The 13,284-nt window shown below is 60.0% G+C and carries 9 protein-coding genes; 6 read left to right on the top strand and 3 right to left on the bottom strand.

Translation table 11 applies throughout. From position 1 onward, the window contains the following. The first annotated feature begins 271 nt into the window (after positions 1–271). From GNK13_RS20700 to GNK13_RS20690, 3 genes are all read left to right on the top strand, one after another. Positions 272–826 carry a hypothetical protein gene (locus GNK13_RS20700; protein WP_164104492.1) on the top strand — a complete coding sequence of 185 codons (555 nt, stop codon included), beginning with the start codon at positions 272–274 and terminating at the stop codon, positions 824–826. Continuing rightward, the gene (locus GNK13_RS20695) at positions 823–2,478 is read left to right on the top strand and encodes a TolC family protein (protein WP_235935372.1); all 1,656 of its coding nucleotides are present in this window, start codon (positions 823–825) and stop codon (positions 2,476–2,478) included. Before GNK13_RS20700 ends, GNK13_RS20695 begins: the two co-directional genes overlap by 4 nt. A 324-nt stretch (positions 2,479–2,802) precedes the next feature. Next, positions 2,803–4,287, top strand: a complete 1,485-nt coding sequence (locus GNK13_RS20690; RefSeq protein WP_164104490.1) for a multicopper oxidase domain-containing protein — start codon at positions 2,803–2,805, stop codon at positions 4,285–4,287. A gap of 16 nt (positions 4,288–4,303) precedes the next feature. Here the strand turns inward: GNK13_RS20690 and GNK13_RS20685 are convergent, their stop codons facing one another. The 3 genes from GNK13_RS20685 to GNK13_RS20675 form a co-directional block, all read right to left on the bottom strand. Continuing rightward, positions 4,304–5,914 carry a hypothetical protein gene (locus tag GNK13_RS20685; protein ID WP_164104488.1) on the bottom strand — a complete coding sequence of 537 codons (1,611 nt, stop codon included), beginning with the start codon at positions 5,912–5,914 and terminating at the stop codon, positions 4,304–4,306. Between the two features lie 128 nt (positions 5,915–6,042). Further along, entirely contained in the window at positions 6,043–7,122 is a 1,080-nt protein-coding gene (locus tag GNK13_RS20680; RefSeq protein WP_164104486.1) for a class I fructose-bisphosphate aldolase, read from the bottom strand. 162 nt (positions 7,123–7,284) lie between these two features. Further along, entirely contained in the window at positions 7,285–7,785 is a 501-nt protein-coding gene (locus GNK13_RS20675; RefSeq protein WP_164104484.1) for a hypothetical protein, read from the bottom strand. Between the two features lie 560 nt (positions 7,786–8,345). Here GNK13_RS20675 and GNK13_RS21970 point away from each other — a divergent pair. From GNK13_RS21970 to GNK13_RS20665, 3 genes are all read left to right on the top strand, one after another. Beyond that, positions 8,346–8,471, top strand: a complete 126-nt coding sequence (locus GNK13_RS21970; RefSeq protein WP_261345448.1) for a hypothetical protein — start codon at positions 8,346–8,348, stop codon at positions 8,469–8,471. Further along, entirely contained in the window at positions 8,426–10,474 is a 2,049-nt protein-coding gene (locus tag GNK13_RS20670; protein ID WP_164104482.1) for a heavy metal translocating P-type ATPase, read from the top strand. The genes GNK13_RS21970 and GNK13_RS20670 overlap by 46 nt, the downstream gene beginning before the upstream one ends. A gap of 633 nt (positions 10,475–11,107) precedes the next feature. Further along, a complete protein-coding gene (locus GNK13_RS20665; protein WP_164104481.1) occupies positions 11,108–13,270 on the top strand; it encodes a glycogen debranching protein in 2,163 nt (720 codons plus the stop codon). Positions 13,271–13,284: the final 14 nt, after the last annotated feature.

Genomic DNA, 13,284 nt, shown 5'->3' with positions numbered 1-13,284 from the left:
GCGGAAGGTCAGATTCGTCACGGCAAGATTTGCCGGTTATCCGGACTGTGCCGTCCCCAGCGGCGGCGCCACACGGATCTCGCTTGAAACGGTGTGCTGCCGAACGTGAGTGTCCGAAAGAGTGGATTATGCAAGGGACCCACCAGAATAGCGGGTCCCGCAATTTCGATCGGACCGCGCGAGCGGGCGGGAGAATGGGGAGCGGTGACCGTCCGCTGCTCGCTTCGTCCCGCATGACCGATCCCACACGGCGAAAAGGAGTTCGGAGGTGGTGCATCGCGGTTTCGCTTCGAGTGGTGTCCTTAGGCTGGCCCTGGTTGCCGCCGCGCTCGGCGGGTTGCCAGCGGTCGCTTCTGCCGACGAGACCGATCCGGTCGCAGCGTTGCCGGCGGAATACCTGCCGCCACCGCCGCAGAAGATGCTTCCGCCGCGCGATTGCCTGCAGTGTCCCGGCCCGGCCCCAGGGGCTCCCTGCTTCGACACCCACCGCGGGTTCCTCTACTACGGTAGCTACCCGTGGGACGACGATCCGGCCAACGGTTTTGATGACTGCCCGGGAGGGCGGTGCGGCCGTCCAGGAGCAGCGCTCTCGCTGTGGTGGATCGGGATCCACAACGCCAAAGCGGGCGCTCGCCATCACGCCTCCCACCGGGGCCACCATCACCGCTCCCCACATGGACAAGCCGGCTGCTCATCCTGCAACGCCGTGCCCCATTACCCGCTCGGCCCTGATTATCCGGCGGGCCCCGATCATTCAGCGGGCCCTGAACACGCAGCGGAAGTCTCCTATCCCGCCGTCGGACCGATCGGAGGAGCCCGCGAATGAAACGTCTATTCTGTCACACCAGTGTGTTCGTCAGTTTGGCGATGGTCGGTTGTGCGTCCCCCTCGGCTCCGATCGGCGGCTTTTCGAAAGCCACGGCGGTACCGGATGGATATTCGCCCCCGGCTGAGTCGGTCGCGAGTGCCGAAAGTTCGGCCCCGGTCACAGCCCCCGAACCAACTTCCGCACCAACTCCTGAACCAACCCCCACCGCAGCGGTCACGGCGGTCAACTTTCAGGACGAATCCGCTCCGAACGTGCCACGGCGGCAGTTGCTCGATGAGCCGGCGATCACGCCCGAGCAACCTTATTCGTCGACCGAACCGCAGGCCCCAGTCGAGAGCGGGAACGTCTTTCTACCGGCTCCGGAAATCCCGCCGGCGCCGAGCGTCACCTGGCAACCTCAGGGGATGGAGTACGGCGGCCAACCGATCGACGTTGCGCCGCTCACGCTGAGTGAGCTCGAAGCGATCGCCTGCCGCAACAACCCGACGCTGCTGCAAGCTCGCGCTCAAGTGCAGGGGAGTCTGGGCAAGGCGATTCAAGCGGGGCTGTGGCCGAACCCGACGTTGATCTATCAAGCCGAGCAGATCAGCCTCAACGACACTCCGGGCGAATTCCACGGCGGTTTAGTCCGGCAGCGGATCGTCACGGCTCATAAGTTAGATTTGAGCCGCGAGAAATTCATGGCGCGCACGCGGACGGCGGAATGGGTGGCGCTCGCCCAGCAGTATCGCGTGCTCAACGACGTCCGGATCCACTACTTCCGGGCCCGCGGTCGCCAAGAAATGGTCGAGGTCCAGCGGGAGCTCTTGAAGAATGCCGAAGACAACGTCGTCACCTTTCGCGAGATGTACAACGTCGGCCAAGCGACACGGGCCGAGGTGCACCAAGCGAATGTAAGGTTGCAGAACCAACGCCTGAATCTCCTGATGGCGGAGAATGATTTCCATCAAGCGTTTGAAGAGTTGACGGCTCTTAGCGGTGTTGAGCTGCCGCCGGGTGGGCTCGAGACGCCGTTGGTCGGAGAACTGGAGTTGATCGATTACGATCAGGCTCTGGACCGCTTGCTGCAGGAGAGCCCGCAGATCGGTGCCGCTCGGAGCAAACTGGAAGCGGATCGCCTCACCATCCGCCGTGAAATTGCGGAACCGGTGCCGGATATCATTGTCGAAGGGGGAGCCGGTTATAACTTCGTCGACAAGCAGACGGTGGGGGCTGCCGGAGTAATGCTGGAGGTTCCGGTTTTCGACTGGAACCAAGGCACGATTCGCCAGGCCGAAGCGGACTACTCGCGGCAAGTCGGAGAAGTGCGGCGGACCGAGTTGTTCCTGCGGCAGCAACTCGCCCAGCAGTATCGCAACTATCTCACCGCCGTTCAGCAGGTCCGCAACTACGAGCAAGTGATCCTGCCCGAATCGAAGCTGGCGTACGACCTGCGCTTGCAAAGCTATGAGGAAGATCGGGCTCCCTGGACAGACGTCCTGCAAGCCGAACAGGATTACTTCATCCACCGCGTTGAATACATCCGCAACTTGATCATCTGGCGGGAGAACGAGGTCAGCATCATGGGCTTCCTGCTGCATGGTGGGCTGGCCGATCCGCCCAACCCGACGCCGCCGGGACACATCGACGCCGTGCCCCAGCCTCGCTGAGGCGGCTCGTGCGGCACCGCAATCAGCCGAGGGGGGCAGCTCGATCTCGAGCTGCCCCCCTCGCTGCGTTTGAGTGGTATGACACTGTGCTACCGCTAAACGGAGAGCTGGGAACGGACGGCTGGCGGAAACGGGATGGACTGCCGCCTAGAATGGCTGGTAGCGCTCGATCCAGGATCTCGCATCAGCCGCTGAGCGCTAGATCGGATCAGCCGCCACGCGCTAGCGTTCGGTGCTCACGAACTCCGCAGAAACCGGACGCTAGCGCGTGGCGGCTGATGAATAATTCCGGCTAGATGTCACACACCTGAGAGAGAGGTCTCGATGACTGACGACAACAGCCGACGGGAATTTCTGCGCCGTGGAGCAGTCGCAGCCGCTGCAGGAATCGTCTCGGGAGGAACCGCCGCCGCGGCAAACGGACAGGATCCGCCACCCACCGCCGAATCCCCCACCCCGCCCCCTGAAAACGCAAACACGGCGACTGCGGAACAGAGCGAGCGGCTGCCCGAAAAATTTCAGGAGTACTCGCGCTACCGCCCCAGCTACGGCGGGCCTCCCGAGAGCGACAACTATATGGGCAAACTGGTACCGGGGCTGCGCGGCTCCGGTCTGCCCCCGGTCCCTGTGGAAGCGCCCGATCTGGGGAAACTACCCTGGAAAATGGTCGACGGCGTCAAAGAGTTCCACATCTACTGTGAACACGTCCGCCGCGAGCTGTTGCCGGGCAACTGGATGGATTTCTTCGGTTACAACGGCAGCATGCCGGGACCGACGATCGAGGCCGAACAGGGGGACCGCGTGCGGTTCGTGGTTCACAACCATCTGCCCGAGCCGACCTCGGTTCACTGGCATGGCCTGGAGTTGCCCGTCGAGGAAGATGGTGTCCCAGGACTGACGCAAAATCCCATCCCGCCCGGGGAAACGTACGTCTACGAATACGACCTGCACCAAGCGGGCACGTTCTTCTATCACTCGCACATGCCGATGCAAGAAGCCTTTGGCATGGTCGGCTTTTTCATTATCCACCCCGCGGTGGCTTTCGATCCGCCGGTCGATCGTGACTTTCTGCTGCTCTTCCAAAATTTTCGCATCGACCCGAATCAGACCATTCCGGATTCGATGGCCATGGAATGGAGCTGGCACACGATCAATGGCCGCAGCGGTCCCTACACCACGCCCATGGTTTGTCGGCATGGTGAGCGGGTGCGGATTCGGATTCTGGACTTCAGCCCCATGCAGCATCACCCGGTCCATATTCACGGCCACACCTTTTGGGTGACGGGGCACGAGGGAACGCGGATTCCCAAATCGGCTTGGATTCCCCGCAACACGGAACTGATCGCCGTGGCGCAAGCCTCCGACTTTGAGTTCATCGCCTTCAACCCTGGGGACTGGATCATGCACTGCCACATGGTCCATCACATGATGAACCACATGGTCAGACAGGTCGGACCGCGGATTCGCGAAGACGTCGATGTGGCCCGCTATCGGGGCAATCTCGACTCGCGCCCGCAAGTGAAATTTCCGCACACCGATCCTGGTTACCAAGTCCCCGGCTACCCGCAGATGATGCAAGGCCAGGAGATGACTCCGGCGGAAATGCAGAAGATCAACAATCGCCGTGAGACTCGCGGGATGCGTCCGATGTGGCACATGGGCGTCAAGGGTCTGATGACCGTGGTGCGAGTCCTACCGGACGACCTCTACGATCTGGTGATGCACAGCGACGAGAAACTCCAGCCCGGGCAGGTCTTTGAGGAGATCAAACGCCGCCGCGGCAAAACCGAGGGCAAAGAGCAAGCGTAGCTGGAGAATAAATCTCCTATTGCGTCGCCCGAGTCACACGCCAAACGGCACCGGTTCGGGCGTGCGCGTTCATTCCTTTCGGCTCGAAATGGATGACGCCGAAGTCGACGATATAAAGCGCGCCGTCGGGCCCCCATTCCAGCTGGACTGGCCGTTCCAGTCCTCCGGCCGGCCCCGGCTGGTCGGGCTCAGCCGCCGAGGCTGGACGCCGGGAGCGGTTGATCACGAAGTCGGAAACGCGGCGACTGTCGAGATCGATGAGTTGCACGCGGAACCCGGGCCAATCGAAGTCGACGTCCGGCGGCGGATCGGACGGAGCGGCTTTGCCCGGCCCGACTCCCTTGCCCTTGAACATCGGCACGATCGCCCCCATCTCGGCGACCAGAATCGAATTTTCGGACAGCCCAAAATCGCGGCGTCCAAAGACCATGCCTTCGGCCGCACTGTGGGGACTGAGTCGCACGAGCGGCTGGCGAGGAAGCGGTTGGCCCTTGAGCAGCCGGCGGTGGGTTTGTGCGGTCAACACAAACTCGTTCTTGCCCTTATGCACCTCGAAGCGCGGATCGGTGATCGGGATCCCGCTAAAGAAATCGGGCCATCCGTACCACTCGCCCTGCACGACTTCGTAGACGGTCTCGTGGTCCCACCAGAGCCCGCGGGGGGGCATCGGATTGGCGCTGTTTTGAGTGCAGATCAGGCGACCGTCCGGAGCAAAACGGTAGCCGAAACTGGAGCGGAACCCCCAGGCGATTCGCTCCAGTTCGCTGCCATCGGTGCGACAACGAAAGAAGGCGCCGTTGCAGATTTTTTTGCCGCCGACCATCTTGCCGCGTTTGGCCGTCTGGCCGAGCGGCATGAAGGCACCCGTCATTTTTGTGTCGCGGACGTTCGGAGTCGATGGATCTTCGACAGGCACGGGAAAGTTCTGGCCCGTCAATTCGATATCTTCACCCGGGATCTCGTGCGCTGCTGGCTTGTTGAAGGTGTTGATCACCTTCATCCAGTGCTCTTCCAGGACTCCTGAATTTCCTTGAGTCGACAGAAAGAAGACCATCCGTCCTTGGTCGTCGAAAATCGGTTTGCCGTTGAGGAACTCGCCCCACGAAGGCAAGCCATTGACGATCGTTTTGAAGTCGCCGGTTTTTGGATCGAGCACGGAGTAGCGAAAGCGGTGGGAAATATACAGCTTGCCCTCATGCCAGGTGACGCCGGTCACCGGCGGGATCAGCCCTTCGGACATCTTGTCCGAGCTGTCCGCTTTTTTAATCTCCTGCATCGGCACCATTTTGTCGAAGACGACCTTGGTGCTTCCGTCGGGCATCAGCTGGATAATTTTTGCAGGGGGGGCCATTTTGGGGCCGGTCCCATAGGTGTGTCCGCCGGCCAGCGCAAGATAAATCTCTCCCTTGTTTCCAAAAGTGATATCCACAGGAAAGTCGAGCTTGGTCGCCACCGGTTCGATTGTGTAACCAGCCGGGACGGCGATTGCCGCCGAATCGTACTGGCGAACCGCCGGTGTTTTGTCCTGGCTTTCTGCAACGGAGGGTCGGTTGCAGATCAGCAGGGCCAGCAGCGGGGCAGTTGCCCAGCGCAGACCGCGGGGCTGAGTTGATTGGTGGCCGATCATGTCTTCAATACCTCGCGTCTGCTCAATTGGATGGAAAAGAGCGTTCCCGCCCCCCATTCGCGTGCAAGCGGCGCACCATGATCTAGCCCGGATGATTCATCAGTCGTCGCCGGCTACCACACGCACTTTCATGCCACCGTCACCTCAGGGCTGAGGTAAACATCCTGCACGGCGTGCAGGATCTCGACGCCTTCGGCCATGGGGTGCTGGAAGGCTTTGCGGCCGGTGATCAGGCCCATGCCGCCGGCGCGTTTGTTGATGACGGCGGTCCGTACCGCTTGCTGCAGGTCGTTTTGGCCCGAGCCACCACCGGAATTGATCAACCCGCAACGTCCTGCATAGCAATTCAGCACTTGGTAACGGGTCCGATCGATCGGATGCTCACTGGTCAGTTGACTGTAGATCCGCTCATCGAGCTTGCCGTAGCTGCCCTCGCCCGTGTTGAGAGCCTTGTATCCGCCGTTACTCTCCGGCTGCTTTTGCTTGATGAAATCCGCCTCTATCGTCACTCCAAGATGATTCGCCTGCCCAGTCAAATCGGCTGAAAGTTCATGATTCACGCCGCCTCGTTCAAAGGCCTCGTTTCGCAGGTAGCACCAAAGGATGGTCGCCATCCCAAGCTCGTGGGCGCGGTGAAACGCGTCGGAAACCTCTTGCAGTTGCCGGTCGGACTCTGAAGCTCCGAAGTAGATGGTGGCTCCGACCGCCACGCAGCCCATGTTCCAGGCGTCTTCGACACGCGCGAAGAAAAATTGATCGTACCGGTTCGGGTAACTCAGCAGCTCGTTGTGATTTAGCTTGAGGATGAAGGGGATTTTGTGCGCGTACCGACGGGCTACCGAGCCTAACACGCCAAACGTGCTGGCCACGGCACTGCAGCCTCCTTCGATCGCAAGTCGGACAATGTTCTCGGGATCGAAGTACTGTGGGTTAGGCGCGAAGGCGCTACCTCCCGAGTGCTCGACCCCTTGATCGACTGGGAGGATCGAGAGATAGCCGGTGCCGCCCAAACGCCCATGATCGAATAACGTCTGCAGAGCTCGGAGCGTGCGGGGCGAGCGATCGGACGCGGACCAGACGCGATCGACGAATTCGGGATGCGGCAAGTGCAGGCTCTCGTTGGAAATCGTCTCGCAGCGGTGTTCCAGCAACGAGGCGGCTTCCTCGCCCAGGAGAGCAGGTACGTCGATCGCCGTCGGTTTGGCCATGGATCTCAATTCCAAGAACGATGAATTTGCAGCGGCTTGAATGCTGGCGGTCGCGTGACCGGACCGCTCGCAAACGCATCCGCGTTGGCGTACTGTAGATGTGTTCGCGCAGCTTGCCGCCTCGGCACTCTTCGATGGCGTGCCTTCGTCGCTATGTCGCAGTTACCGATCTTCCGAATTGCTGCGATTCTGCCCGCTACCGCTGTGCTCGTGCTTGCCCTCCTGATGGCCCTGCATCTGGTCCATCATCTTCTTGCACATCGGGCACATCTGCTTGCCTTGCCCATCACCCCTTTTCCCCATCTGGCCTTTCATAAGCGTGTGGGCGAGTTGCATCGGGGAAAGTGGTCCAGAGGGGGCCTTTTCGAGCTGCTCACGTTGGTCCTCGTCGAGCACTTCCCGGGCCTGCTGACGGGCCGTCTCAGCGATCTCCCGGAGCCGCTCTTTCTGATCCGCCGTCAGCTGCAACTGTTCGTCCTGGGCTAACAGCACTGGGGGCGCGTCGGCTGGTAGCTGCAGTGATTTGAGTGCGTCCATCATCGGACACTGCATCATCATCTTCTCTTTCTGCGGCTGGTTTTGGGCATTCGCTTGGAGGCTCAGGGCCGCGAGCGCCACAAAACCCAACGCTGCGGTCGTCAACAACGTGTTCTTGGTCGGCATCACTTCGTCCTCAGTCGACAGTGGGTGAACGTCATCGCTGCGGCTCGCACATGGGCCGCACATCAAGACTTGCTGCGGGCATTTCGTGCGCCAGAGACGGTGCCGTGACGAAATCGGGTTGCCATGATCTCGCTGCAAAGCTGCAGCCAAAGAACTTCGGCTAGCGATTGCATAAAGCGGAGGAGCGGTTCCCCCGAGAGGACCAGACGCCACTGCGGCCGGCATATGGTTTGCGGCCATCCCCGGCGGCTTCAGCTGGCCCCTGGGGGCGGATATGGAAGTTCGCTCCAATCTCGGCCTCACAGGCGAGCGCTGAAGCGTCTCAAGGACTCTCCTCGATGCCTGTACCCCCTGGGTTGGCGGAGCGTCGGACCATATTGGGAGCACGAATCGGATGAGTGATGATGGCAATCGGGAGCAGGAGCGAATTGCACCGACTGGTCACGTAACTAGTCCCGGGAGCGGAGAGGAGCATCGGCACCCGCCGCAGCATGCTGACGAGCACCTGAAAAGCGAGCTAGGCGAGACAGCCGAGCATGCCCGTTGGCAGCCTGAGAAGCATGCGCACGGCAAGCCGCATGATCACGCTGCTCATCGTGATCACGCGGGACATGGTGATCATCGGTCGCATCACGCGGCGATGGTCGCCGATTTCCGCCGCCGCTTTTGGATCTGCTTGGTCCTGAGCATTCCGGTGGTTGTGCTATCGAAGATGCTGCAAGAGCTATTCGGAGTCGCCGGGATCGTTGCGTTTCCCGGAGACGCCTACGTCCAGCTCACCTTTGCGACAGCCATCTACCTGTACGGCGGATGGCCATTTCTGAAGGGATTTGTGGACGAGTTGTGGCGGCGTGGGCCTGGAATGATGACGCTGGTCGCCGTGGCGATCAGCGTGGCCTATCTCTACAGCGCTGCGGTCGCATTGGGGCTGGTCATCGGCGAGCCGTTTTTCTGGGAGCTGGCGACGCTGGTCGACATCATGCTGCTCGGCCACTGGATCGAGATGCGGTCGGTGATGGGTGCCTCGGCAGCGCTCGAGTCGCTGGTGCGGCTGATGCCGTCGGACGCCCATCGTCTGCTCTCCGACGGCAGCACTGAGGACGTTGCGATCACCTTGCTCGCCCCGGGCGACCGGGTGCTCGTCAAACCGGGCGAAAAGGTGCCAATCGACGGGGAGATTCTCGAGGGACGGACTTCGATCAACGAGGCCATGCTGACCGGTGAAAGTCGGCCTGTCGAAAAAGGGGCGGGAGACAACGCTATTGGTGGCTCGGTCAACGGTGAAGCGGCGATCACTGTCGAGGTGCAAAAGACGGGCGATCAGACGTATCTGGCACAGGTGATCGAGCTGGTCCGTAAGGCGCAGGAGTCGCGTTCCCGCAGCCAGGACTTGGCCAACCGTGCCGCCTTTTGGCTGACCCTAGCCGCGCTCTCTGTCGGCACCGCCACCTTCATTTTTTGGCTCGCGTTTGGCGAGACATTCCAGTTCGCTCTGACTCGGACTGTCACGGTGATGGTGATCGCCTGCCCGCATGCGTTAGGCCTAGCCGTGCCGCTAGTCGTCGCCGTGTCGACGGCCATCTCGGCCGGCAGCGGACTACTCATCCGTGACCGCTCGGCCTTTGAGCGTGCACGGAATGTGCAGGCGATGATCTTCGACAAGACGGGCACTTTGACTGAGGGCCAGTTCGGAGTGACAGATGTCGTCTCCCTCTCAGGACGGAGCGAAGAGGATCTGTTGCGTCTCGCCGCTGGCCTAGAGAGCCAATCGGAGCATCCCATCGCTCAGGGCGTCGTCCGGGGCGCTCAGCAGCGCGGCATCGAGTACTCGCCTCCTCGCGAGTTCAAAGCAATTCCGGGGAAAGGGGCCCAAGCGCTCGTCGACGGCGAGCGAGTTAAGGTTGTCAGTCCGGGCTACCTCCGCGAGCACGATTTGGCGATCGACGATGAGCACCTCCGCGAAGTGGCTGAACAGGGTAAGACGGTTGTCTTCGTGTTGGCGGACGAGCAGCTGATCGGCGCGATCGCTCTGGCTGACATCATCCGGCCAGAGTCGCGGATGGCGATTCGGCGGCTCAAGGAGATGGGCATTCAGGTGATGATGCTCACCGGCGATGCCGAAGCGGTGGCCCACTGGGTAGCTAATGAGCTCGATCTGGACGACTACTTCGCCGAGGTCCTGCCGAGCGAGAAAGCCGAAAAAGTGAAGGAGGTGCAGGGTCGAGGGCTGGTCACGGCAATGACCGGCGACGGAGTGAACGATGCGCCGGCGCTCACCCAAGCCGATGTGGGGATCGCTATCGGTGCGGGTACCGACGTGGCGATCGAGTCGGCCGATATCGTGCTGGTGCGGAGCGATCCCCGCGACGTGACCGCTCTGATCAGGCTTGCGCGAGCCACTTACCGCAAAATGCTACAGAATCTCTGGTGGGCCGCCGGTTACAACATCGTCGCCATCCCGCTGGCCGCCGGAGTGCTCTACTACTGGGACTTCTGGATGCCACCTGCTGCGGCGGCGGTCTTGATGGCCGCATCGACGGTTATCGTCGCTATCAATGCTCGCTTCTTGCACGTCGAGCGCGACGAGCGCCTAGATATCGCACCGCCGGAAGAACACGTTTCGCTAGCCCGGAGCGACCAGTCGGACCAAGGCGAGCGGGTGTTGCCCGCTTCCCGTAGCGAATCATAATCCCATGCCACTCAACACCTGCCTAGCGTCGCAGCACGCGTCCCAGAGCGTCACATACTGAAAAGACCTTAATTTTCCGGGAGAGCCTGCAAGTACTAGGCGTTGGCGAGGGAGAGCCGCTGTCCATTTAGTGCCGAGCCATGTTCGCTAAAACAGAGGTCACCATGAATCGCCGACCCAGTCGGTGTGTCGCCAGGATCGAAGTGTTCGGGCGGATTACTTCGATGGCTCCACTGGTGATGCCGCAGAATGTTGCATCTGCGCCTACACAACGAAGTCGATCCAGCAAGCGAGGGCGACATCCGACCGTGACTGGCACAGAAGCCATCTGCAGTCGGTTGAGAGCGAACTGCGACTAGCCGAAGCGCAACTGAGATGGGCCGAGGAGATCAACGCAAAATACCCGGCATTGATCCGCGAGGACCAAGTCAAGCGACTGCGACTCGCCGCCGAACTGGCTCAACTGGCGCTGAAACGGGCGCAACAACCTCAAATTACATCAGATCCGTTGCATCACCTGCACTGGCAGGTGGATCGTTTACAATCGGAGCTACTCCATCTTCAACTTGAATTCGAGCGGGTTCGCTCTGGAGACCGAGCAGAAAGAAACTCAGCTGGGTGAAAATAGCCGTGATGAAACACACGCGTCAGTCTCATTGCCATCACTGTGGGGCCGGTATCACCGACTCCACTTCGGAGCGACCTGCGAAAGTGCCCCTCTGGGAAAAGACTGACGGTACACCGCGACCGCTTGGTGTCACGTGGCTGGAACACGATCAACAATACAACTTTGCGCTATATGCAGGCGACGCTGCGACTGTCACTCTTCAGTTGTACCAGAAGCACGAACTGCGTGTTCCATGCATCTCCGTGACGCTTGATCCTCTGCTCAACAAGTCGGGACCGATCTGGCATTGTCGTGTCCCAATCTCAGAGGCGGGCGACGCCGAGTACTACGCCTACCAAATCGATGGTCCTGTTGATGGCGCGGTTCTACAATGGCACGCGTTCGATCCGGAAAAGGTTCTGCTGGATCCTTACGCGCGAAGCGTCTTTTTTCCAGAATGCTTCAATCGGGAGGCAGCGCGGTCGCGAGGTTCCAATGCCGGTCGCGCGCCGCTGGGGCGGTTGGACATCTGTCGCTGTTCCTTTGACTGGACCGGTGAGCAACGCATTCGACATGGTTCCGATTTAGTGATCTACGAGATGCACGTGCGAGGGTTCACACGACACCCGTCCTCCGATGTGGTTGCCAACAATCGAGGGACATTTGCTGGTGTCGTCGAGAAAATTGCCTACCTGAAGGAGCTTGGAATCACGGCAGTTGAATTGATGCCAGTATTTCAATTCGACCCCGAGGACAACAATTACTGGGGTTACATGCCACTGAATTTCTTTTCGCCTAACCACGCCTACTCTTCGCATCAGTCGTCATGCGAGCAACACGGCCAGTTTCGAGAAATGGTCCGGGAACTTCATGCAGCTGGCATCGAAGTCATTCTGGATGTTGTTTTCAACCATACCTGCGAAGGCGATCATCGCGGCCCAACATATTGCTATCGCGGAATCGACAACGACGTCTATTACGTAGCTTCCGGCGATTCGGCATTCCCCTACGCCAACTACAGTGGCACCGGAAATACGCTCGACACTGCGCATCCCATTGTCCGTTCGCTCATCGTTGACAGCTTGCGTTACTGGGTTAGAGAAATGCACGTTGACGGATTCCGATTCGATCTCGCGTCGGTCTTCTCCCGTGACTCTGAGGGAAAAATTAGTCTGCAACAACCACCGCTTTTCGATCAGATCGCCAGCGATCCCGAGTTGGCGGACATTCGCTTGATCGCGGAACCATGGGACGCTGCGGGATTGTATCAACTCGGCAGCTCGTTTCCCGGGCAGACTTGGATGCAGTGGAACGGTCGTTATCGGGACACGCTCCAGCGGTTTGTTCGTGGAGACGCTGGAATGGTCTCTGACCTAATGACGCGACTGTACGGAAGCTGCGACTTATTTCCTGATCATCCGTCGCGATCGTTTCGTCCTTTCCAGAGCATTAACTACATCACGTCCCACGACGGGTTCACCCTCTACGATCTCGTTTCATTCAACGACAAGCACAACGGTGCGAACGGCCACAAGAACGCCGACGGCCCAATTGAATACGGGTGCAACAGCGGTTGGGAGGGCGACATCAACGCCCCTCAACACGTTCTCGATGTGCGAAAACGTCAGATCAAGAACTTCTGCTGCTTGTTAATGCTTTCAGCGGGCACACCGATGTTTCGCATGGGTGACGAATATATGCAGACGCAGGGAGGCAATAACAATCCTTACAATCAGGACAACGAAACGACTTGGCTCGACTGGCGGCGATTGAAGGAGAACGAGGAGGTGTTTTCTTTCTTTAAACGCATGATCGCGTTTCGCAAGTCGCACACCTCGCTTGGGCGTTCGACTTTCTGGCGAGACGATATTCGCTGGTTCGGTGCGCAGTCCCCCGAAGTTGATTTATCCGCGGAGTCTCGAACTCTCGCCTATCATCTGCGTGCCGGTTCGTCCAGCGAGCGTAACTTGTACGTGATGATCAACGGTTCTGGCGAGCAACGAGCATTCAATCTACGCATGGTAGCCGCGATTGGTTGGCTGCGGGCGATCGACACGTCGCTTCCTAGCCCGCTGGATGTTGAAAGCGGAGACGACCGAGGCGCGTTTCACGCAACCGCCTACCAGGTCAACCCGCACAGTATCGTCGTCATGGAAGATACAGAACTCGCGACACACATGTATCGTTAGCCGCAGTTGTCAGG

This window comes from Candidatus Laterigemmans baculatus, assembly GCF_010367455.1.
Classification (GTDB): Bacteria; Planctomycetota; Planctomycetia; order Pirellulales; family Pirellulaceae; genus Laterigemmans; species Laterigemmans baculatus.
The sequence above is the reverse complement of the archived record's forward strand: the minus strand, read 5'-3'. Positions and strand labels throughout refer to the sequence as shown.

Excerpts from the sequence above, each read along its gene's own strand:
- GNK13_RS20680 (WP_164104486.1), bottom strand. The coding sequence starts at position 7,122 with ATGGCCAAACCGACGGCGATCGACGTACCTGCTCTCCTGGGCGAGGAA.
- GNK13_RS21970 (WP_261345448.1), top strand. The coding sequence starts at position 8,346 with ATGCGCACGGCAAGCCGCATGATCACGCTGCTCATCGTGATCACGCGG.
- GNK13_RS20665 (WP_164104481.1), top strand. The coding sequence starts at position 11,108 with ATGAAACACACGCGTCAGTCTCATTGCCATCACTGTGGGGCCGGTATC.
- GNK13_RS20685 (WP_164104488.1), bottom strand. The coding sequence starts at position 5,914 with ATGATCGGCCACCAATCAACTCAGCCCCGCGGTCTGCGCTGGGCAACT.
- GNK13_RS20675 (WP_164104484.1), bottom strand. The coding sequence starts at position 7,785 with ATGCCGACCAAGAACACGTTGTTGACGACCGCAGCGTTGGGTTTTGTG.
- GNK13_RS20695 (WP_235935372.1), top strand. The coding sequence starts at position 823 with ATGAAACGTCTATTCTGTCACACCAGTGTGTTCGTCAGTTTGGCGATG.
- GNK13_RS20690 (WP_164104490.1), top strand. The coding sequence starts at position 2,803 with ATGACTGACGACAACAGCCGACGGGAATTTCTGCGCCGTGGAGCAGTC.
- GNK13_RS20670 (WP_164104482.1), top strand. The coding sequence starts at position 8,426 with ATGGTCGCCGATTTCCGCCGCCGCTTTTGGATCTGCTTGGTCCTGAGC.